Here is a 20,838-nt window from a genome sequence, read left to right as displayed (position 1 = left end):
CGGCCGGAAGACTCCGTGCCGGAGCGCCCCGATAGGGAGCGGCTCTCGGCGGGACGCTTACGAGTCGAAGTCGACCGTGACCTCGTCGCTGACGGGGAACGTCTGGCAGGTGAGGACGAAGTTCGCCTCCACCTCGGCGTCCTCGAGGGCGTAGTTGCGGACCATGTTGACTTCGCCGCCGCAGATCTTCGCGCGGCAGGTTCCGCAGACGCCGCCCTTGCAGGCGAACGGCAGATCGGACCGGGACTCCTGTGCGGAATCGAGGATGGTCTTGCCCTGCGACATCGCCGAGGTGGAGCGCTTCCCGTCGAGGATGACCGTGACCTCGCTCGTCGCACCTTCGACGACCTTGTCCGCGTGGACGACCTCCGGTGGGGGTTCGTCGACGTAGAAGAGCTCGAAGTGGATCCTCTCCTTCGGCACGTCGAATTCGGCGAGGACCTTGCGGGCGTCTTCGAGCATGCCGAAGGGTCCGCACAGCCACACATGGTCCATGCTGCCGATCGGGACGATGGCGGTGAGCAGATCCCGCAGCTTCTCCTCGTCGAGGCGGCCGGAGAAGAGCTCGACATCGCGGGGTTCGCGGGAGAGCACGTGGACGAGGTCGAGCTGCTGGTTGCGGGCGTCCTTGAGGTCGGCGAGCTCCTCGGCGAACATCACGGTGTTCGTGTGCCGGTTGCCGTAGAGCAGGGTCACCGATGCGGCCGGGTTCGACAGCACGGTCGAGGCGATGGAGAGCATCGGGGTGATTCCCGAACCCGCCGCGATGCACAGGTGCCTGCCGCCGGCCGAGGCGTCGGCGCGGAAGCTGCCCGAGGGCGGCTGCACCTCGATGACGTCGCCAGCTCGGACCTCGTTGACCAACCACAGGGAGAACAGACCTTCGGGGACTTCGCGGACTCCGATGCGCGGGGCGGTTCCGGCCGGAGCGCAGATCGAGTAGGTGCGGCGGTGCTCCTGGCCGTCGATGATGCGACGCAGGGTCAGGGACTGTCCCGCCGCGAAGTCGAAGAGTTCGCTGTATTCGGTCGGTACGTCGAAGGTCACGGCGGCCGAATCCTCGGTGAGGTGGTCGACGGACTTCACGGTCAGCGGGTAGAAAGCCGACCGGGAGTTCCCGTCGGTGGGCTCGGTGGCGGGAGTCGCCTCGGCGGTCTGATCGATCGTCTGTGTCATCAGATCTCCTTCACATGGTCGAACGGTTCGAGGCAGTCATTGCACTGGTACATCGCCTTGCACGCGGTCGCGCCGAACTCGGAGGACAGGCGGACTTTGTCCGATCCGCACAGCACGCAGGTCACGGCGCGGCGGGTGGGCATGAGGGTCAGCGCCACGGGGCCGGTGCGGACTGGGGCGGACCCGGGTGGGGAGATCCCGGCGTCCTTGAGTGCTTGTCTGCCGCGTTCGGTGATCCAGTCGCTCGTCCAGGCGGGTGTCAGGGACACGCGCACCTCGGCGTCGGGGAATCCGGCCTCGAGGAGCTCGCGCTGCAGGTCATCGCGCATCGTCGCCATCGCCGGGCAGCCCGAATAGGTGGGGGTGATGGTCGTGACGACGTGGCCGTTCTCGATCGTGACGTCACGCAGCACGCCGAGGTCGAGGAGGGTGAGCATCGGCATCTCGGGGTCGGTCACGCGTTCGGCGGCGTCCCAGGCACGGTCGATCGCCTCGGCGTCGTCGGCCGGGGTGTGAGCTGCGCGGGCGGCGGTCGGGTGCGTCTGAAGCATGGTGGTCACCACTGACCCTCCGGGTGCTCCCGGGCGACGACCTGCATCTCGGCGAGCAGCTTCGACAGGGCCTCGGTGTGGAGTCCGTCGCGGCCCTTACCGCCGTGGACACCGACTCCGGCCAGACCGCCGCGTTCGGGCCGGTCGATTCCGGCCGCGGCGAACACCTGGTCGAGGATGACGGATGCCTCATCGGCCACTGTCGCGGGGTCGACGCCGATTCCGGCCTCGGCCACGGACGCTTCGGCCGGATGGGTCTCGAAGAGTTCGGACCACAGCGGCCACAGGCCGTCGAGGGCTTTGACCAGGCGGGACTTCGATTCCTCGGTGCCGCGGGCCAGAGTCACGACCCAGCGTCCGGCGAAGTCGCGGTGGTAGGACATCTCCTTGACACCCTTGGCCGCGATGGCTGCGAGCACGGTGTCGCGGCTGTCTGCCAGCCGTTCGAAGATCGACAGGCGCCAGGTGGAGTAGATGAGGATCTTCGCGACCGCCTCGGCGAAGTCGCCGTTGGGCACCTCGGCGAGGCGGACATTGCGGAAGCCCAGGTCATTGCGGAAGTACGCGAGCCGGTCCTCATCGGGCACCGGGGAGCCAGCCGGCAGCTCGGGCACGAGCTCCGGATCGGCTGCGGCGGCGCGGGCGAGCAGGAGACGCGCCTGCCCGAGGAGGTCGAGCGCGATGTTCGCCAGCGCGATGTCCTCTTCGAGGTCAGGGGCGTTCGAGCACCATTCGGAGATCCGCTGGCTGAAGACGAGGGCGTCGTCGCCGAGCATGAGGCAGTACGCGCCGAGGTCCTTGGCATCGACGCCGTCGGGCACGGTCGTGTCGACGCCTGCCAAGGGGTCTTCGAAGTCGGTGCCGAAGGCCCAGTTCGCGTCGTTGACGAGCAGACCGGAGTAGGCGTTGTCGTGCGTATCGTGGTCGACGTTCGTGCCGGCTTCGTCGTGTTCGACGTGGATGGTGGGTTCGTTGTTCGCAGTCATTTCTCGCCCCTACTCACATATGGGGGACATCGGCGGGGATGTCGTAGAAGGTCGGGTGGCGGTAGACCTTGTCGCCGCTGGGGGCGAACATCGGGTCCTTCTCATCCGGACTCGAGGCCGTGATGTCGGCGGCGCGGACGACCCAGATGCTCACGCCTTCGTTCCGTCGGGTGTAGACGTCGCGGGCGTGATGGACGGCCATCTGGTCGTCGGCGGCGTGCAGGGAACCGACGTGGACGTGGTTGAGTCCGCGCTTGCCGCGCACGAAGACCTCGTACAGCGGCCATTCGCCGCGGGTCGAGCCCGCAGCGGATTCATCCTTCGCCGAGGCGGAGCCGGGGTTGGTCTCGGTCATTTCGCTGTCTCCTCGGGGGTGGTGGTGTCGACACCGGCGGCGGGGGTGTCCGCGGTTGCGGCCGGGGTGGCGGCCGCCTCGGCGGTCTGGTTCTCGGCGAAGGCGAGCGCTGCTTCGCGCACCCACGCTCCTTCGTCCCAAGCGCGCTTGCGGTGGGCGATTCGCTGAGTATTGCAGGGGCCATTGCCCTTGACGACGTCCCAGAACTCGTCCCAGTTCGGGGTGGAGAAGTCGTAGTGGCCACGCTCTTCGTTCCACTTGAGGTTCTCGTCGGGGAACGTCACGCCGAGGGCTTCGGCCTGCGGGACGGACATGTCGACGAACTTCTGCCGCAGCTCATCGTTGGTGTGGGTCTTGATGCCCCAGGCCATCGACTGCTCGGTGTTCGGCGAGTTGTCGTCGGGAGGTCCGAACATCATCAACGCCGGCCACCAGAAGCGGTTGACCGATTCCTGGACCATCGCGCGCTGAGCGTCGGTGCCGCGCATCATCGTCATCAGCAGCTCATAGCCCTGACGCTGGTGGAAGGACTCCTCCTTGCAGATGCGGATCATCGCGCGACCGTAGGGGCCGAAGGAGGTCCGGCACAGCGGCACCTGGTTGCAGATGGCCGCCCCGTCGACGAGCCAGCCGATCGTGCCGACATCCGTGTAGGACAGGGTCGGGTAGTTGAAGATCGAGGAGTACTTCTGCTTGCCGGCGACGAGCTTCTCGGTGAGTTCGTTGCGTGTGGCGCCCAGGGTCTCGGCGGCCGAGTAGAGGTAGAGGCCGTGTCCGGCTTCGTCCTGGACCTTCGCCAGCAGGATCGCCTTGCGACGCAGAGAAGGCGCACGGGAGATCCAGTTGCCTTCGGGCTGCATGCCGATGATCTCCGAGTGCGCGTGCTGCGCGACCTGGCGGATGAGCGTCTTGCGGTAGGCCTCGGGCATCCAGTCCCGGGGTTCGATCCGATCCTTGGCCTCGATCGTGGCGTCGAACTGCTCCTGCAGCTGCGCCTCGTCGAAGCGGTTGTCGTTCACTTGAGTTGTCATGACCACTCCACCCTTGGATGTGCCCTTGTCAGGACCCGGCTCGGCCAGCGGCTGCCGACCTCCTCATCGGTCCGACCATCGCAAGACCTCTGGCCCGAGGGCATCCATTTACTGACCATTTGTTCTGTATTGTTGCCACCAGTGTCGCACACCCCCGGCCCGGGTGCAATGCCGTGCCGCCCACGCGAAGGAGCCACTCAGCCCCGCCGCCTTGCCGCGCCGCCTGTCGGATCGCCGTGCCGCGCCGCCCACGACGGAGCCGCCGCGCGATGGAGCCGCCCCGCCGTGCCGTTCAGTGGATTGTTGGGTCGGTCCACGGCGTCACCGGCGACGAAACCACCGCGGATCGACCCAACATTCCGATTTCTGCCGCCGAGCAGCACTCCGGCTCGACCGATTTGCGGCGCATGACTTGACAGCGGCGACGATCGGAACGATATTTATTGACCAGATGGTCGTTAATTCTCCGGCGGGCTGACCGTCCGGAATCGCGGGGAACTCTCACCGTCGTCAATACGCAGCGGCGCAGGCACTCCTCGTGCACCAGCGCCTGAACCCGCGACTCGAGGAGGAGCCGACCATGGGACAGCCCGCCCACGATACGACGACCGCGAAGTCACAGACCCCGAACACCCCCACCGAGGCGGCGCCCGAGTCCCCCGCCGAGGCGGCTCCCCAGCCCGATCCCACAGGATCCACCGAGGCATCCACCGCCGGGGCAGCCCCACACGCTCCCGAACTCACCGGTGCGGCCGCGATGTTCGCCAATGATCGCGCCTCCCAGCATCTGGGCATCACCGTCGATGACCACGGGCCCGGGTGGGCGCAGTGCTCGATGACGGTCACCGAGATCATGACCAACGGCCACGACATCACCCACGGCGGCTATGTCTTCCTCTTCGCCGACACCACCTTCGCGATGGCCTGCAACTATCCCGGCTCGATCACCGTCGCCTCCGGCGGAGACATCGACTTCCTCAAACCCACATACCTCGGCGATCAGCTGGTCGCCCGCGGCCATGAGGTCATCAAGCAGGGTCGCTCGGGCATCTACGACGTCACCGTCACCCGCGGCGACGACATCATCGCCACCTACCGCGGCCGCTCCCGCACACTGCCCGCCCGCAAGTAGACCCGACCAACCCCACGACCGCCGGCTCCGCGACAGGCACCATGCCGCGCCGGACAAACCCCACCGAACCACCCGTCGACGACCGGACACCGAAGAACGGTGGACCACCTCGGCGGTCTTTGGATCTGACACACAGAAGAGATTCGCAAGGAGACGATGATGACTGAGACCGACCTCGACGCCGGCGAACGGATGAGCCTGGATGAGCTGCGCTCCGACCAGCTGAAGAACCTCCAGACGACGGTGAAATCGGTGTACGAGAACGTGCCGTTCTACCGGAAGGCCTTCGACGACCTCGGCGTGACCCCTGCGGACATCACGAGCCTCGATGACATTGCGAAACTACCGTTCACGACCAAACAGGACCTGCGCGACAACTACCCGTTCGGACTCTTCGCGGTCCCGCAGGACCAGGTCGCGCGGATCCACGCCTCCTCGGGAACGACGGGCCTGCCGACCGTCGTCGGCTACACCTTGGGCGATCTCGATCGGTGGGGCAGCCTCATCGCGCGGTCCATCCTCGGTGCCGGCGGCAAGCGCGGACAGATGATGCACAATGCCTACGGCTACGGGCTGTTCACCGGCGGACTCGGCGTCCACGGGGCGGAGCGCCACGGCTTCACCGTCGTCCCGATCTCCGGCGGTCAGACCCCGCGCCAGGTGCAGCTCATCCAGGACTTCAAGCCGGACATCATCACAGCCACCCCGACGTACCTGCTCACGATCCTCGACGAATTCCACAAGCAGGGCATCGACCCCACGAGCACGAGCCTGAAGACCGCGATCTGCGGCGCCGAGCCGTGGACGGACGAGATGCGCAAGGAGATCGAGAATTCCTTCAACATCGATGCCGTCGACATCTACGGCCTCTCCGAGGTCATGGGACCGGGTGTGGCCTGCGAATCCGCGGTAACGAAGGACGGCCCGACGATCTGGGAGGACCACTTCTACCCGGAGATCGTCGATCCCTTCACCGGCGAAGTGCTGCCTGACGGTGAGGAGGGCGAACTCGTCTTCACCTCGCTGACAAAGGAAGCGCTGCCCATCATCCGCTACCGCACGCACGATCTGGCAACGCTGCTGCCGGGCACCGCGCTGCCAAACTTCCGCCGCATCTCGCGCATCACCGGTCGCTCCGATGACCTCATGATCATCCGCGGCGTCAACGTCTACCCCGCGAACGTCGAGACCGTGCTCTTCGAGTTCGCGCCGCTGAGCCCCCACTTCCAGCTGATCCTCACCCGCCCGGGCCGGATGGATGAGATGACCGTCGAGGTCGAGGCTCGCGAAGGCGTCGGCGCCGTCGAACTCGAGGGCCTAGACAAGCTCGTGGCCGCCCGCATCAAGGAGCGCCTCGGCGTCTCCTGCGCCATCGACATCAAGCTGCCCGGCGATCTGCCGCGCTCGGTGGGCAAGATGAAGCGCATCATCGATCGCCGCGAGGGCGTGCGCTGAGATGAGGCGCGGGGCATGCGCTGAAGCCGCGCCGCGGACGAGTGCCGAGGTGAGTGCTGTGACCTGGGTCGCGGCACTCACCGAGGTGGCCGATTAGACTGATGCGCATGCCCGAATCGTCCTCACCCGCGTCGACATCCCCGGACTCGACGACGTCGTCCGCGGAATCGACGACCTCCGCGTCGACGCCCTCGACCACCCCCGCCGAGGCGTCCGCCCCCAAACGCTCGCGCCGCGGCCGTCCCGGCTACGACCGGGAGACGCTCATCAACAAAGCCACCGAGGTCTTCGTCTCCCGCGGCTACGACGGCACGTCGATGGACACGGTCGCCCGTGAGCTCGGCATCACGAAGTCCGCGATCTACCATCATGTGAAGTCGAAGGAAGAGCTGCTGCATCTCGCGATCAGCCGCGGCATCCGCGCCCTCGATTCCGCCGTCGAGACCGAGAGCCTGCGCGAGAATGTCACCGCGCTCGAACGCCTGCAGCTGGCCGTGCGCGCCAGCGTGGTCATCCTCATCGAATACCACCATTCGGTGACCCTGCTGCTGCGGGTGCGCGGAAACTCGCCGCTCGAGCGCAAGGCCCTCGAAGCCCGGCGCAACATCGATGCGAAGGTCCGTGCTCTCGTCGCGGCCGCCATCGCCGAAGGCGGTCTGCGCTCGGACTTCACCCCCGGGCTCATCACGCGCCTGCTCTTCGGCATGGTCAACTCGATCACCGAGTGGTACCGGCCCAGCTATCCCGTCGATCCCGACACCATCGCCGAGGCGGTCACGACGATGGCCTTCCAAGGCCTGGAGGCCTGAAGCCTGAGGGTCGGCGCCTCAGCCGAGATCGAAGCCGAGTGCCGACATTCCCGCAGCGACGACCCACTCCATCGTCCCGTCCATCTCGGACAGGAAATCGTCGCGCGGCGGCTGATAGCCGCTGATCACCCAGTCGACGACGAGCTGGATACCCGCACCCACGAGCACGTCCCCGAGGATGCGCTTGCGCTCCGCAGTCAGCTCCGGTCCGGAGAATGACGCAGAGAGCCGGTCGACCAATTCGTCGCCGATCGATCGCCCGTAGGAACGGTAGAGCTCGTCGACGCGCGGGCTCACCCCGAGGACCTCGAAGAGATGGACCCTCGCCTCCACCGGATGGTTCTGCGCCCATTCGAGGAAGGCCGCAACGAACCCGCGCAGCACCTCCGGGGCGGAATCGCCGCCCCCCGCGAGCACCGCGGAGCGCAGGTCGCCGACCACCCGCCCATAGACCTCGCAGAGCAGATCTTCGAGGGTGGCGAACGATTCGTAGAAGTAGCGCTTATTGAGTCCGGCTTTCGCACAGATCGCACCGACGGTCGTCGACCGATAGCCGATGGTCCCGAACAGCGCGGTCCCGGCGGCGACGACGAGCTCACGGCGAGCGCTCCTGCGCTCCTCGCGGCTCTCACCGGCATACGGACGTCCCTCTTCGCTCACACTGTGATCTTGACAACATCGGAGCGCGATTGCAAACTGGTACGAACTCGTACCAGAAAGGATTCCGATGGATTCCACTGCTTCAGGAGATTCCGCGCTCAATGCCGCTCGCCGTGAGCGGGAACTCGCAGAACTCACCGCCGGCGGCGAGGTCGACCTCGTCGTCATCGGCGGCGGATTCACCGGCGCCGGAGTCGCTCTCGACGCGGCGACCCGCGGGCTCAGCGTCGCACTCATCGAACGCGGCGATCTCGCCTCGGGCACCAGCAGCTGGTCATCGAAGCTCGCTCACGGCGGACTGCGCTACCTCGCGAAGGGCGATATCGGGATCGCATGGGAATCAGCCGTCGAACGCGGCCGGCTGATGAAGAACATCGCCCCGCACCTCATCCGGCCGCTGCCGATGGTCTTCCCGCTGCATCCGGGGATCGGCCGAGTCGAGGCTGCAGTGACGAACACCGGCTTCCACGCCGGCAACGTCCTCCGGATGCTCGCCCGCACCCCGAAGGAGATTCTCCCCCGCCCTCGTCGGGTCTCGGCCGAGGCAGTCCGACGGCTCGCCCCGACCACCGAGGCTGAGGGTCTGCGCGGCGGACTGCTCAGCTGGGACGGTCAGCTCATCGACGACGCCAGGCTCGTCGTCGCACTGGCTCGGACGGCCGCCGCCCACGGCGGACGCATCATCACCTACGCCGAGGCGACCGCCATCGAACCCGGCCTCGTGGACGTGAGGGACCGCCTCACCGGAGACGAGCACACGATCGGCGCCAAGCAGATCGTCAACGCCGCCGGGGTCTGGTCCGATACGCTCGCAGGCGACGTCGAACTGGCCCCCAGCAAGGGTTCGCACATCCTCGTACCGGCCGCCCGTCTGGGCAATCCCCGGGCCGCGATCACCGCGCCGGTGCCCGGTCACTTCGGTCGCTACGTCTTCGCCGTCCCGTGGCACAACGGCCTCGTGATGATCGGTCTCACCGACGATCCGCACCACGGGCCGATCCCGGATCGGGCCCACCCCGACGGCGACGAGGAGGCGTTCCTCCTCGACACGATCAACGCCGTCCTCGGCGACGAGCTGACACCTGAGGACATCATCGGCAGCTACTCGGGCTTCCGCCCGCTGATCAAGAGCAGCGGCGCCTCCACCAGCGCCGACCTCTCCCGCAAGCACGCGCTGCTGCGGGATTCGCGGACCGGAGCGCTGACCATCGTCGGCGGCAAACTCACCGCCTACCGGCGCATGGCCGAAGACGCTGTCGATGCCGCGATCGAATCCGGCGGCCTGCAGGCGGGACCGTGCCGGAGCACCGAACTCGGGCTCGTCGGCAAGGGCACCCCCGCGCCCGGCCTGCCCGAACACCTCGTCGCCGTCTTCGGAACCGAGGCCGCGACGGTGGCCGCTTACGGTGAGGCCGATCCCTCACTCGACGAACCCGTTCGCGAGGGAATCCCGCTGACCGGGGCGGAGGTCCGGTTCGCCGTCGAGCACGAACTGGCGCTGACGGTCGAGGACGTCATCGACCGGCGGACCCGCTGGGGCCTCGTCGGCGCCGATCGCCCCGATCTCTACGACGCTGTGGTCAGGCTCGCTCCGGAGCTCACCACCGAAACACGACACGAAGGATGACGAGCATGGACAACATTCAACCGCGTATGCGCTGGTGGGGCTGGGGCGAAGACGGCAATGACGGGCCCGTCAAGCCCGGCGCGAAGGTGATCCTGAGCAAGCACTGTGGCTGGCCGGCCGGCGTCGACAAGCCGCATGTGGCGCTCGAGGACGTCTCGCTGCCCGAGTCGGGACTCACCGATGAGGTGCGCGCCCGACTCGTCGAGACCGTGGGCGAGGAATTCGTCCGCGATGATCATGCCGTCCGCGTCTCCCATGCCGCCGGGCGCAGCCTGCCCGACCTCATCCGCCTGCGCAGCGGACGGCTCACCCACGCGCCCGATGCCGTGGTCTACCCCTCCTCCAGCGCCGAGGTGGACGCTCTGCTGGCCGTGTGTGCCGAGGAATCCGTGGCGGTCGTCCCCGTCGGCGGCGGCACCAGCGTCGTCGGCGGCATCGATGCCGTGCGCGGCGAGTTCTCCGCGGTCGTGAGCATCAGCCTCGCCCGTCTCGACCAGGTCATCGACATCGACGAGGAATCGCTGACGGCCACCGTCCAGGCCGGCGTCTTCGGACCCGACCTGGAGGAGACCCTGCAGGCTCAAGGTTTCACCCTCGCCCACTACCCCCAGTCCTTCGAGTTCAGCACCGTCGGCGGCTGGGTCGCGACCCGTTCTGCCGGTCAGCAGTCGACCGGTTACGGGCGCATCGACGAGAACGTGTACGGTCTGCGGTGTTCGACCCCGAGCGGCCCGGTCGAGCTGCGCACTACCCCGGCAACGGCGGCCGGCCCGAATCCGCGCCAGCTGTTCGTCGGCTCCGAGGGCACGCTGGGCGTCATCACCGAGGCGACGCTGCGGATCCGTCGCGTGCCGAAGTCGGTCCTGGCCGATTCGTGGTTCTTCCCCGACTTCGCTTCGGGCACCGCGGCACTGCGGGAGATGGAACAGTCGGGACTGCACCTCGACATCGCTCGCCTCTCCGATGTCAATGAGACCGCGTTCGGCCTCGCCCAGCTCGGCAGCGAGCTGCAGCGCAAGGGCGTCCTGGCCTATCTGCGCGCCCGCGGCATCACGACCCCCTGCCTGCTCGTCGTCCGCTACGACGGCGTCCGGTCCGATGTGCATTTGCGTCGGTCCCAAGGCCGTTCGATCGTGCGCCGACACAAGGGCGTCAATCTCGGTGCCGTTCCGGAGACCTCGTGGGAGAAGCACCGCTTCTCGACTCCGTATCTGCGCGATCAGCTGCTGCGGGAGGGGATGATCGTCGAGACGATGGAGACCTCGGCTCCTTGGTCGAAGGTGGAGGAGCTCCACGATGCAATCGGCGCCGGAATCGAGAAGGAGATGGCCGATCGCGGCACGCCCGCGTTCGTGCTCTGCCACGTCTCGCACCTCTACGCCTCCGGATGCTCGCTCTACTACACGGTCTTCGCCAAGCAGCAGGTCGGAGCGGAGATCGCGCAATGGAAGGCGCTGAAGTCGGCGGCCGGCGACGCCATCCTTGCCGGCGGGGGCACGATCACCCACCACCATGCCGTGGGCACCGATCACGCTCCGTGGCTGCCGACCGAAACCGGTGAGATGTGGCTGCGGATGCTGCGTGCGGCCAAGGCCGAGGTCGACCCGAGGGGCATCATGAACCCCGGCAAGCTGATGAACGGACCGGATCGGCTGTGAACGGCATCGAAGACAAGGACGCCTTCGGCACGGATCCCGCGGAACAGGGTTCGGCACGGCGGGTCGCCGACCCGGCAGTCGTGCCCGTGATCCTCAACCCCACAGCCCGCAGAGGAGCCGTACTCAAGCGCATCGACCCACTCATCGATGCCTTCGCAGCGCACGGGCTTGAAGCGCGGCTCGTGAGAAGCACGAGCGAGGAGCATGCGAAGGAACTCGCCGCCGAGTTCGCAGCTGAAGGTGCTCAAGTCGTCGGTGCGCTCGGCGGTGACGGGATGGCGCGCGCGGTCGCCGCCGGCCTCGTCGATACGAACACAGCACTGGGCGTCATCGCCGGCGGCCGCGGCAATGACCTCATCGGCAAACTCGGCATCCCGAAGGACGTCGACGACGCTGTGGCCACCATCGCCGACGGCCGCGATCGCGTCATCGACGTTCTCGACCTCGATGGCACGATCAGTCTCGGCAACGTCTGCCTCGGCCTCGACTCGGCTGTCCAGCGGTATGCGAACTCGGCCCGGTTCGTCCGGGGCCATTGGGTGTACCTGTACGGGATCCTGCGTGCGGTCCTGCCACCGAGGAGCATCGACCTCGAGCTGACCGTCGACGGCAGGCGCCTCGACTTTCGGGGCCTGACCGCGGGGTTCGCAAATTCGGGCCGCTACGGCGGCGGACTCAAGCTCTCCCCCGAGGCAGAGCTCGACGACGGACTCATCGATGTCGTCCTCCTCAAAGAGGCATTCCTGCCGAAGCTTGCCGTCGAGCTCGTCGCGTTCACGTCGGGCAGACATGACCGTCATCCGAACATCCACCTCAGCCGTGCTCGCGAGATCCGCATCGACACCCCTGCCAGTGCCGCTCCGGTCGAGATCGTCGCCGACGGCGACGCTGTGACGCAGACCCCGGCGACCGTGACGATCCGCCCGTCATCGCTCAAGGTCCGGGTCCCCCAGACCTCATGAACGAAATCGCCCCGCGCCGAGGATGTGCATCCTCGGCGCGGGGGCATCTACTCAATCGACATACTTGAGTCCTGCTGCTTCCAACGGTGCCCTCATCTCGTAGAGGTCGAGCCCCAATACTCCAGCCTCGAACTCCGCGCGTTTCTCCGCTTCGCGGTTTTCGCGACGTCGCGATGCTTCAGCAACGGTCTTCACTCGATCCTTTGGGACAACGACGACTCCGTCTGCATCCGCCATGACGACATCACCGGGATTGACCAAAGCATTGGCACAGACGACAGGAACGTTGACCGACCCGAGTGTTGCTTTGACCGTGCCTTTGGCGTGCACAGAGCGTGCGAACACAGGGAAGCCGAGTTCTTCGAGTTCCTGTGTATCGCGGCACCCACCGTCGATGACGAGCCCTTTGCCGCCTCGGGCCTTCATCGAGGTGGCGAGCAGTTCGCCGAAGAAGCCGTCGGTGCTTTCTGTCGTGCACCCGGCTACAACGACGTCACCTTCGCGAATCTGTTCGGCCGCAACGTGAAGCATCCAATTGTCTCCGGGCTGCAACAGCACTGTCACTGCGGGCCCGCACATCGAGGCCCCGGAATAGATCGGGCGAAGGTAGGGCCGCATCAACCCGACGCGCCCCATGGCTTCATGGACAGTCGCTACGCCGAATTCACTGAGCGCAGCAATGTCATCGGGATCGGGGCGGTCGATTGTGGTGTGGACGACTCCGAGATCATACATGGTGTGATGTTCTCCTGTTTGCGGATCTGAGTTCTGGGGATCGGGCTAGGCGAGGCGCCTGACGATTCACAGCCCCATGGATTCCAAGCGGCGGTGCAGCCTGGGATAGATGCGGCGCACGTTATCGCTGTAGATGGCCTTTCGCTGTCCGTCGGTAAGTTCTGCGGCTTCGATATATGCGACAGTGTCATCGAAGTAGCGGTCGGTCATCGGATCGATCCCACGTACCGCGCCGACCATCTCCGAAGCGAAGAGAACGTTCTTCGCGGGAATCACCGACAGCAATTCGTCGATACCCGGCTGGTGATAGACGCAGGTGTCGAAGGAGACGTTGCCGAGCAGGTGGTCGTCCAATGTCGGCTTGCCCATGGCTTGTGCCAGTCCTCGGAATCGTCCCCAGTGATACGGCACGGCTCCGCCTCCGTGGGGGATCACAAATTGCAGTTCAGGGAATCGGGAGAACAGATCTCCTTCGATGAGCTGCATGACTGCGGTCGTGTCGGCGTTGAGATAGTGAGCACCTGTCGTATGGAAGGCAGGATTCGCCGAGGTGGACACGTGGATCATCGCAGGAAGTCCGTGCTCGATCATGGCCTCGTAGACTGGGAACCACTGCTCATCGGTCAACGGCGGCGACGACCAGTACCCTCCGGACGGATCGGGGTTGAGATTGATCGCCACGACATCGTGTTCGTCAACTGCTCGGTTGATCTCACCGACACAGCTCGCTGGGTCGACTCCGGGCGACTGCGGCAGCATCGCTGCGGGGACGAATCGTTCCGGATAGAGGTCAGCGACTCTGGCACACAGGTCGTTGCAGATGCGGGCCCATTCCGAGGAAATCTCGAAGTCTCCCCGATGATGCGCCATGAATGAGGCCCGTGGCGAGAAGACGGTGAGGTCGATCCCTCGCTCATCCATCAGACGTAGCTGGTTGGCTTCCAAAGATTCGCGAATTTCATCATCGCTGATCGACGGTCGCTGAGGCTGCCCTGATGTGCCGTCCTCGAAGGCAGAGAGCTGTTGTTTCCGCCATTCGCCGAGCTGCCCGGGCGCGGTGGTGTAGTGCCCATGACAATCGATGATCATTCTTGTGCCTTTCGTTCGGTGGTGTGTCAGTGACCGGTCTGGCTGTGAAGGTGGAAATCGCCAGACATCAGCAGACGTGCGGTACGGGTGATTCCGGCACCGGTGATATTTCCGGCTGAGTCGCATTCCAACGCGACGTCGAATCCTCCGCTGGGATGTTCGATGGTGAGTACACGAGTTCCCCCACCGTCGATGGCCGTGCAGTCGGCATCGTCGGCAGGTGTGACCGCTGCGGCGACGGTTCCGTTGAGTCGTGCGGCAGTGGCTACGGTCAGTGCGGCCAGTACGCCGATCGACTCATGGACACGATGAGGGATGAAGCTTCGCGTGCAGATCGTTCCTCCATCTGCAGGTGCTGCGACCAGAGTCATCTTCGGGTAGCTGTGCTCGGTGACATCACCGAGTCCCATGAGGCGTCCGGCTTTCAGTCGAATGTCCTCGAGCTGGTGGCTGAGTTTATCGTCACCGTCCAGCTCGGCCACAGTCTCGTACCCAGTGCGTCCGAGGTCCGCGGCGCGGATAAGAACCAGTGGCTGGCCATTGTCGATCAAAGTCGTGTCGACGGTCTGCCCGGAATCGAGTGTGATCTGATCGACGAGCTTGCCAGAGGGAATCATTGAATCCGCCACCGAGCCTGCAGTGTCGACGAAGCGGATGTCTATTCCCGACCCGGCTCCCGGCACTCCGGCGATACTGACATCGCCGGAGTAGGCCACATACCGCTCGCCGCCGGGCAGCGCTTCCGGGGTACACACTGTGATCTTGGAAAGCAGGCCCGTGTTCAGCGACTTCACGACCGCAGTCGTCCAGTCGTCGTTGGCCGTGAGAAGTCCGGACTCGATGGCGAAGGGAACCACAGCGGCGAGCATGTTTCCGCAGTTCGCCGTGGTCTGCACTGAATCGGAGTCAGGAGTCAACTGCGCGAAAGTGAAGTCGAGGTCGATTCCCTCCTCATCTGAGACGGAGACGATGCCGGCCTTGCTGGTCAGCGGATGTCCGCCGCCGATGCCATCGACCTGCAGCGGGTGGGGACTGCCCAGAACAGCGGTCAGAATTCGGTTGCGTTCTGCCGGGTCACTCGGCAGATCCTCGGCACGGAAGAACGGTCCACGGGACGATCCGCCGCGCATGAGCATGCCCGGAATGCGCTGCTGCGGAGATCGAGCTTTCATGCGGGTACCTCTGCGCTGCTCGACGCTTCATCGGTCAGCCTCTGCTTCCTGGTCGATCGTCCGAGCACGGCCAGGACCAAGGCTCCGAAGAACCAGGTGCCCGCAATGAAGACGAACACCGACGAATAGCCGTTCGAGGTGTAGATCGCAGCGATGATCAGTGGCCCCGCTGCATTCGACAGACGTCCGATACCGTAGGTCAGTCCAGTGCCCAAGGACCGGGTTCGCGTGTCGAAAAGTTCCGGTGAGTAGGCATACGCCAAAGAGGTGTAGCCGCGCTCGAACATGTTGACGAGGAAACCGAAGACAACGATGAGGATCGGGTTGAAGGTCAAGCCATAGAGCAGACCGCAGATGCCGATGACGGTTCCGGCGATGACCAGCAGCCACCGGCGTTCGAATCGGTCTGTAAGCAGTGCCGCGAGGAGGGAGCCCAATGGTGCTCCAACGGTGGTGAGAGCCACGTAGAAGATCGATTTCTCGACGGCGAATCCCTGGTCGGCGAGCAGCGTCGGAGCCCAACTGGAGTAACCGAAGAAGCCGACGGTCTGAGTGATCCACAGCAGGCTGAGCACGATGAGCGGGATCGCGTATTTGCGCTGGAAGAGTGTTCGGAAGGGCGTTCCGTGCGAGGCCTTCACCTCGGCCACGGCCGGCGGTGCCGGAGCAATGGTCGCTCCGGTCGCTTCGATCCGCTTCTCCAGATCGGTGAGTACCGCAGCGGCCTGGGTGATCCGTCCCTTGCTCTCCAACCAAGCAGGAGACTCGATCAGTGTCCGGAACCCGAGAAAGACAACTCCTCCCAGTGCTCCCCACACATAGACGAGCCTCCAGCTCTCGTCGCTGAGTGGGACGATGAAGCTTGCGATGAAAGTTGTCACCGGTGTTCCGCAGATGCCGATCACCATTGCGTAGGCGAGGTACCGTCCGCGCACTTTGGCAGGGAACAGTTCATTGACGTAGATGACCGCGATGACTGTCATAGCGGACAATCCTGCCGAGGTCAGGAAACGCAGCACGCCCATCGACAGACCGTCCCAGGCGATGACGGTCAGCAGAGAGAAGAGCGAAAACCACCCCGTGGTCAACAAGAGGCCCGTCTTACGACCCCATTTGTCGCCGATCCACCCTCCGACGAGTGAACCGATGAACATACCGACGAAAGAGATCGAGGTGATGTAGGCGACCGAGTTGACGCTGAGGCCCCACACCCGTCTGATTTCCGGCGCTGTGGCCGCAAACGTGTTGATATCGGCGAACTCGAAGAAGTATGCGACGGCAATGAGGACGATGATTCGGATGTGGACCTTGGTCACGGGCAATCGGTTGATTCGATTGACCGGATTGGCTGTGGCGGCGTTCTGTTCTGTCATCGAGTCTCTCCCGTCCAGTAGAGAGCCTCCGGGTTGTCCACCAACAGCTGTGTCAGTTCCCGGGCGTTCTCTGTGATCTGCGATAGGTAGTTGAGCATGACGGCGTCGTCAGGCATATGGGATTTCAGGTTGGGGTGAGGCCAGTCCGTCCCCCACAGTGTTCTGTTTCCGAACTCGTCGATGACCTTGCGGGCGAAGGGCACGACATCGTCGTAGACGGCCTCGGCGTCGTCAAGGGCGAACGGGCCGGTCTTGGTCAACCGTTCCGGACAGCTGACCTTGACCCACGCTCGTGTCCGTTCAACGAACCGAAGGAAATCGGAGAAGGCCTGCGAGGCTGCGCCCAGGCCGACGTCGGGTCGTCCCATGTGGTCGATGACGAGAGGGATTCCGAGTGAGGCGAAGGTTGTCTCGAGCTCGGGGAAGTCCTGCGGTTCGAAGTAGAGGACGACGTGCCAGCCGAGGTCGCGGATCTTGTCGGCGACGGTCTTCAACTCATCGAGCGGCTGGTTCTGCACCAGTCGCCGCACGAAATTGAATCGGACTCCGCGTACCCCGCGCTCGTGCATCGATCTCAGCTCTGCATCGCTGACGTCCGGCCCGAGTGCGACTACGCCCCGAGCCGAATCGCCGAAGTGGTCGAGAGCATCGAGCAGAGCCGCATTGTCACGCCCATGGCAACTGGCCTGGACGATGACTCGGCGGTCGATACCGAGGTGCCGGTGCAGGTTCTCCAGATCGGCTTTGCCGGCATCACCCGGGGTGTATTTGCGGCTCGGCGAGAATGGGAAGTCGGCTGCGGGACCGAATACGTGGCAATGCGCGTCGACCGACGACTGCGGCAGTGACATCCTCGGGGCGGCCAGACCCCTCTTCCACTCCAGCCAGGAATCAGTAGTGACTTCCGTCAACGATGTACCTCCTTGTACCTGTTCAGGTCGGTGACGCCGAGTATTCGCTCGGCTTGGAACTGACGAAGCCGATCGTCTCGACGACCAACCGTGAGCGAGCTTACATGTTAATCATATTGTTGACAATCATGTAGACAATTTTGTCGTACAGATCAGATATCCTGAGCGGGAGTACCGAACGCTCGAGGAGAACAACCTCCTCTCGAGCGACAGAGCACGACGGACCACGAAAGGACCTTTCCCCTCCGTGACACCCTCAGCACAACAGGCTTCATCCCCGGAGAAACGCAAGTCCATCAGCGCCGAAAAACTTGCAGCTCATCTACGCGAATCGATCATGGAGGGTCGGCTCGTCCCCAATCAGCGCCTTGTGGAGACGGATATTGCGGAAGAGTACGGAGCCTCACGAGGGAATGTGCGCATTGCACTGTCCGAGCTGACTGCCGAAGGGCTCATCGAACGCATCCGTCACCGTGGCGCACGTGTCAGGGCGGTGTCCATCGAAGAGGCCGTCGAAATCATTGAGGTCCGCTCCGCAGTGGAGGGTCTCTGTGCCTCGAAGGCGGCCGAAAAAGCCAGCGATGCGCAGATCGAGCAGCTCCAAGCGATCGGAAACACTATGTCAGAGGCAGTTTCAACGGGCGCCCTGGACGTCTATGCCGACCAGAACCGACAGCTGCATGCACTGATCATTGAAATCAGCGGACAGTCCACTGCTGCCGATACCATCCGCAGACTGAGAGGTCAGGCTGTCCGACATCAATTCCGCCTCTCAGCTCGCGAGGGCCGTCCCACGGCGTCCCTGCCGCAGCACGTAGCGATCATTGATGCCATCTCGGACCGCGACCCCCAAGCCGCCGCGGCAGCGATGCACGACCACCTCAACAGCGTCGCCGAGGCGATCGCAGAGTCAGACTGAACGGCTCCGCGGCCGGTTCAGCACGCATCGAACTCTGATTCCACAGACGAATCGCCCCGCGCCGAGGATGTGCATCCTCGGCGCGGGGCGACTCTTACCCGCCTGTCCGGCCGACAGGCCCTCAACCCAACCGGGTCCTCAGTACTCCTTGGCGACGAGCGTGAGCACGTCGTAGTTCGCCACGGGTTCGTCGTTCTGGTTGACGACCTGCGCGTCCCAGCGGACCTCACCGTATTCGTCGGTCTCACGCGGGGTGATGCGCTTGGCGGTGAGCGTCACCTTGAGCTTGTCACCTGGGGAGACGGGCGTGATGAAGGTCAGACCCTCGAGTCCGTAGTTCGCGAGCACCGGGCCCGGGTCCGGCTGGACGAAGAGTCCGGCGGCGAAGGACACGATGAGGTAGCCGTGCGCCACGCGTCCCGGGAAGAACGGGTTCGCGGCGGCCGCCTCCTCGTTCATGTGGGCGTAGAAGGTGTCCCCGGTGAAGTTCGCGAAGTGCTCGATATCGTCGAGCGTGACCTCCCGCCATTCCGAATCGAGGGTGTCGCCGATGCGCAGGTCCTCAAGCGACTTCGTGAACGGATGATCGCCGAGGCGGCGCTCCGATCCGTTGACCCATTCCCCGCCGATCGCGGTGAGCATGTCCGGGGAGGCCTGGATCGCGGTGCGCTGCATGAAGTGCTCGACGCCGCGCAGTCCGCCCATCTCCTCACCGCCGCCGGCCCGTCCGGGGCCGCCGTGGATGAGGTTCGGCAGCGGCGAACCATGACCGGTCGACTCGTCGGCATCGTCGCGGTCGAGGACGAGCACACGGCCGTGCCATGGGGCGATCTTGCGGACGAATTCGGTGGCGAACTCACGGTCGTGGGTGACGACGGAGCCGACCAGCGATCCGCGGCCACGGGCGGCCAGGCGGACGGCATCCTCGGTGTCGGAATAGGTGATGATCGAGGTCACGGGCCCGAAGGCCTCGATGTCGTGGACGGCATCGGCCCAGGCGTCATCGGCCTGGAGGACGGTGGCCGCGACATAGGCTCCGCCGTGTTCGGCGGCCAGACGATCGGATTCCTCACGGCCGCCGACGAGCAGATGCGCTCCCCCGGAGATGATCTGGTCGACCGCGTCGAGGACGTCGGTGCGCTGCTTGTCGGAGACCACGGGGCCCAGGCGGGTGGACTTCTCACGCGGATCTCCGACGCCCTGGGTGGCGAGCTTCGCGATGATGGCCTCACCGACCGCCTCGGCGTGGGCTTCGGGGACGAAGGTGCGGCGGATCGCGGTGCACTTCTGTCCGGCCTTGACGGTCATCTCGGCGACGACGCCGGAGACGAAGAGATCGAATTCCTCCGTGCCGGGTCCGGCGTCGGGACCGAGCAGAGAGAAGTTCAGGGAGTCCGCCTCGGCGAAGAAGCGGGTGCCGCGCTCGGTCACGCAATCGAGCGCGGACAGCGTGCGGGCAGTGTTCGCGGAACCGGTGAACGCGATGGCATCCTGCTCGGCGAGGTGGTCGAACAGTGGGGTGACATCACCGCTGACCAGCTGAATCGCGCCGGCCGGGAGCAGACCGGATTCGATCATATCCGCGACCACGGCGCGGGTCAGGTGGGCGGTGTCGGTGGCAGGTTTGACGACGACGGGGACGCCAGCGACGAACATCGGCCCGAACTTCTCGAGCATGCCCCAGACGGGGAAGTTGAAGGCGTTGATCTGCAGCGCGAGGCCCTGCCGGGAGGTGAGGATGTGGCGGCCGACGAAGGTGCCGTTCTTCGACAGGCGCTCGACTCTGCCGTCGAGGTGAACGGTCGAATTCGGCATCTGGCGGCGGGCAACTCCGGAGTAGGTGAAGAGAGTGCCGATTCCGCCTTCGATGTCGACGAAGGCATCGCGTTTCGTGGTGCCGGTGGTGAAGGAGATCTCATGGTAGTCCTTCGTGCGCTCCATGAGGTAAGTCGCAAGCTTCTTGAGGATCACACCGCGCTGATGGAAGGTGAGATTCTGCAGCTGCTCGATTCCGGTGGTCCGGGCGTGGTCGGCGACGGCGGCGAAGTCGACTCCTGCCGAACTCACCGAGTGCAGGAGTTCCCCGGTGCCGGCGTCGCGGACGGGACGGGCGGACTCGGTCGCTGCCGGTGTGTGCCAGGATCCGGCCACATAGGAACTGAGGATTTCGGTCATGCTTTGCTCTCCCTGGTGAAACGACGTCTCCCGGTCCACGGCGGCCGTATTCGGCACCGCTG

General features: G+C 65.1%; 19 protein-coding genes and 1 pseudogene. 8 read left to right on the top strand and 12 right to left on the bottom strand.

Annotated features, from left to right (window positions below):
- Positions 1–57: 57 nt before the first annotated feature.
- The 5 genes from paaE to paaA are packed head-to-tail and all read right to left on the bottom strand — an operon-like array spanning position 58 to position 4,099.
- The gene (paaE, locus tag AC3CD9_RS16945; RefSeq protein ID WP_488365153.1) at positions 58–1,176 is read right to left on the bottom strand and encodes a 1,2-phenylacetyl-CoA epoxidase subunit PaaE; all 1,119 of its coding nucleotides are present in this window, start codon (positions 1,174–1,176) and stop codon (positions 58–60) included.
- Positions 1,176–1,727: a 1,2-phenylacetyl-CoA epoxidase subunit PaaD gene (paaD, locus tag AC3CD9_RS16940; RefSeq protein WP_488365152.1), complete on the bottom strand. Its 552-nt coding sequence runs from the start codon at positions 1,725–1,727 to the stop codon at positions 1,176–1,178. Before paaD ends, paaE begins: the two co-directional genes overlap by 1 nt.
- Positions 1,728–1,732: 5 nt before the next feature.
- Positions 1,733–2,713, bottom strand: a complete 981-nt coding sequence (gene paaC / locus AC3CD9_RS16935) for a 1,2-phenylacetyl-CoA epoxidase subunit PaaC (protein WP_488365151.1) — start codon at positions 2,711–2,713, stop codon at positions 1,733–1,735.
- Between the two features lie 13 nt (positions 2,714–2,726).
- A complete protein-coding gene (paaB, locus tag AC3CD9_RS16930; protein ID WP_488365150.1) occupies positions 2,727–3,068 on the bottom strand; it encodes a 1,2-phenylacetyl-CoA epoxidase subunit PaaB in 342 nt (113 codons plus the stop codon).
- Positions 3,065–4,099 (bottom strand): 1,2-phenylacetyl-CoA epoxidase subunit PaaA, encoded by a 1,035-nt coding sequence (paaA, locus tag AC3CD9_RS16925; protein ID WP_488365149.1) that lies wholly within the window; start codon positions 4,097–4,099, stop codon positions 3,065–3,067. The genes paaB and paaA overlap by 4 nt, the downstream gene beginning before the upstream one ends.
- 580 nt (positions 4,100–4,679) lie before the next feature.
- Between paaA and paaI the strand changes: the two genes are divergently transcribed.
- From paaI to AC3CD9_RS16910, 3 genes are all read left to right on the top strand, one after another.
- The gene (gene paaI, locus AC3CD9_RS16920; RefSeq protein WP_488365148.1) at positions 4,680–5,231 is read left to right on the top strand and encodes a hydroxyphenylacetyl-CoA thioesterase PaaI; all 552 of its coding nucleotides are present in this window, start codon (positions 4,680–4,682) and stop codon (positions 5,229–5,231) included.
- 159 nt (positions 5,232–5,390) lie between these two features.
- Positions 5,391–6,686 (top strand): AMP-binding protein, encoded by a 1,296-nt coding sequence (locus AC3CD9_RS16915; protein ID WP_488365147.1) that lies wholly within the window; start codon positions 5,391–5,393, stop codon positions 6,684–6,686.
- 107 nt (positions 6,687–6,793) lie between these two features.
- Entirely contained in the window at positions 6,794–7,495 is a 702-nt protein-coding gene (locus AC3CD9_RS16910) for a TetR/AcrR family transcriptional regulator (protein ID WP_488365146.1), read from the top strand.
- 18 nt (positions 7,496–7,513) lie between these two features.
- Here the strand turns inward: AC3CD9_RS16910 and AC3CD9_RS16905 are convergent, their stop codons facing one another.
- Positions 7,514–8,155, bottom strand: a complete 642-nt coding sequence (locus tag AC3CD9_RS16905; protein ID WP_488365145.1) for a TetR/AcrR family transcriptional regulator — start codon at positions 8,153–8,155, stop codon at positions 7,514–7,516.
- Between the two features lie 67 nt (positions 8,156–8,222).
- Between AC3CD9_RS16905 and AC3CD9_RS16900 the strand changes: the two genes are divergently transcribed.
- From AC3CD9_RS16900 to AC3CD9_RS16890, 3 genes are read left to right on the top strand one after another with little or no spacing between them, the layout of a single operon-like run.
- Positions 8,223–9,782, top strand: a complete 1,560-nt coding sequence (locus AC3CD9_RS16900; protein ID WP_488365144.1) for a glycerol-3-phosphate dehydrogenase/oxidase — start codon at positions 8,223–8,225, stop codon at positions 9,780–9,782.
- Positions 9,783–9,787: 5 nt separating this feature from the next.
- Positions 9,788–11,440, top strand: coding sequence for an FAD-binding oxidoreductase (locus AC3CD9_RS16895; RefSeq protein WP_488365143.1), 1,653 nt, complete (start codon positions 9,788–9,790; stop codon positions 11,438–11,440).
- Positions 11,437–12,402: a diacylglycerol/lipid kinase family protein gene (locus AC3CD9_RS16890; RefSeq protein ID WP_488365142.1), complete on the top strand. Its 966-nt coding sequence runs from the start codon at positions 11,437–11,439 to the stop codon at positions 12,400–12,402. The genes AC3CD9_RS16895 and AC3CD9_RS16890 overlap by 4 nt, the downstream gene beginning before the upstream one ends.
- A 51-nt stretch (positions 12,403–12,453) precedes the next feature.
- On the opposite strand, the gene ligK is transcribed toward AC3CD9_RS16890, so the two are convergent.
- The 5 genes from ligK to AC3CD9_RS16865 all read right to left on the bottom strand — a co-directional run bounded on the left by ligK (position 12,454) and on the right by AC3CD9_RS16865 (position 17,682).
- Entirely contained in the window at positions 12,454–13,137 is a 684-nt protein-coding gene (gene ligK, locus AC3CD9_RS16885) for a 4-carboxy-4-hydroxy-2-oxoadipate aldolase/oxaloacetate decarboxylase (protein ID WP_488365141.1), read from the bottom strand.
- Positions 13,138–13,203: 66 nt separating this feature from the next.
- A complete protein-coding gene (locus AC3CD9_RS16880) occupies positions 13,204–14,226 on the bottom strand; it encodes an amidohydrolase family protein (protein WP_488365140.1) in 1,023 nt (340 codons plus the stop codon).
- Positions 14,227–14,252: 26 nt separating this feature from the next.
- Positions 14,253–15,398, bottom strand: coding sequence for a PrpF domain-containing protein (locus AC3CD9_RS16875; protein ID WP_488365139.1), 1,146 nt, complete (start codon positions 15,396–15,398; stop codon positions 14,253–14,255).
- Entirely contained in the window at positions 15,395–16,771 is a 1,377-nt protein-coding gene (locus AC3CD9_RS16870) for an MFS transporter (RefSeq protein ID WP_488365138.1), read from the bottom strand. The genes AC3CD9_RS16875 and AC3CD9_RS16870 overlap by 4 nt, the downstream gene beginning before the upstream one ends.
- Positions 16,768–17,682 (bottom strand): amidohydrolase family protein, encoded by a 915-nt coding sequence (locus AC3CD9_RS16865; RefSeq protein ID WP_488365136.1) that lies wholly within the window; start codon positions 17,680–17,682, stop codon positions 16,768–16,770. Before AC3CD9_RS16865 ends, AC3CD9_RS16870 begins: the two co-directional genes overlap by 4 nt.
- 247 nt (positions 17,683–17,929) lie before the next feature.
- Here AC3CD9_RS16865 and AC3CD9_RS16860 point away from each other — a divergent pair.
- Both AC3CD9_RS16860 and AC3CD9_RS16855 read left to right on the top strand, forming a co-directional pair.
- Positions 17,930–18,157 (top strand): annotated as a pseudogene (locus AC3CD9_RS16860) (GntR family transcriptional regulator); the annotation flags it as partial.
- An 18-nt stretch (positions 18,158–18,175) separates the two neighbouring features.
- Positions 18,176–18,601 carry a GntR family transcriptional regulator gene (locus AC3CD9_RS16855; RefSeq protein ID WP_488367570.1) on the top strand — a complete coding sequence of 142 codons (426 nt, stop codon included), beginning with the start codon at positions 18,176–18,178 and terminating at the stop codon, positions 18,599–18,601.
- Between the two features lie 138 nt (positions 18,602–18,739).
- On the opposite strand, the gene paaZ is transcribed toward AC3CD9_RS16855, so the two are convergent.
- Entirely contained in the window at positions 18,740–20,776 is a 2,037-nt protein-coding gene (gene paaZ, locus AC3CD9_RS16850) for a phenylacetic acid degradation bifunctional protein PaaZ (RefSeq protein WP_488365134.1), read from the bottom strand.
- Positions 20,777–20,838 lie beyond the last annotated feature (62 nt).

This window comes from Brevibacterium sp. MGP-B1 (assembly GCF_057766545.1).
This window is presented reverse-complemented; position numbering and strand designations above follow the sequence as displayed.

Coding starts and splice junctions, on each gene's coding strand:
- paaE (WP_488365153.1), bottom strand. CDS start 1,176: ATGACACAGACGATCGATCAGACCGCCGAGGCGACTCCCGCCACCGAG.
- paaD (WP_488365152.1), bottom strand. CDS start 1,727: ATGCTTCAGACGCACCCGACCGCCGCCCGCGCAGCTCACACCCCGGCC.
- paaC (WP_488365151.1), bottom strand. CDS start 2,713: ATGACTGCGAACAACGAACCCACCATCCACGTCGAACACGACGAAGCC.
- paaB (WP_488365150.1), bottom strand. CDS start 3,068: ATGACCGAGACCAACCCCGGCTCCGCCTCGGCGAAGGATGAATCCGCT.
- paaA (WP_488365149.1), bottom strand. CDS start 4,099: ATGACAACTCAAGTGAACGACAACCGCTTCGACGAGGCGCAGCTGCAG.
- paaI (WP_488365148.1), top strand. CDS start 4,680: ATGGGACAGCCCGCCCACGATACGACGACCGCGAAGTCACAGACCCCG.
- AC3CD9_RS16915 (WP_488365147.1), top strand. CDS start 5,391: ATGACTGAGACCGACCTCGACGCCGGCGAACGGATGAGCCTGGATGAG.
- AC3CD9_RS16910 (WP_488365146.1), top strand. CDS start 6,794: ATGCCCGAATCGTCCTCACCCGCGTCGACATCCCCGGACTCGACGACG.
- AC3CD9_RS16900 (WP_488365144.1), top strand. CDS start 8,223: ATGGATTCCACTGCTTCAGGAGATTCCGCGCTCAATGCCGCTCGCCGT.
- AC3CD9_RS16895 (WP_488365143.1), top strand. CDS start 9,788: ATGGACAACATTCAACCGCGTATGCGCTGGTGGGGCTGGGGCGAAGAC.
- ligK (WP_488365141.1), bottom strand. CDS start 13,137: ATGTATGATCTCGGAGTCGTCCACACCACAATCGACCGCCCCGATCCC.
- AC3CD9_RS16880 (WP_488365140.1), bottom strand. CDS start 14,226: ATGATCATCGATTGTCATGGGCACTACACCACCGCGCCCGGGCAGCTC.
- AC3CD9_RS16875 (WP_488365139.1), bottom strand. CDS start 15,398: ATGAAAGCTCGATCTCCGCAGCAGCGCATTCCGGGCATGCTCATGCGC.
- AC3CD9_RS16870 (WP_488365138.1), bottom strand. CDS start 16,771: ATGACAGAACAGAACGCCGCCACAGCCAATCCGGTCAATCGAATCAAC.
- paaZ (WP_488365134.1), bottom strand. CDS start 20,776: ATGACCGAAATCCTCAGTTCCTATGTGGCCGGATCCTGGCACACACCG.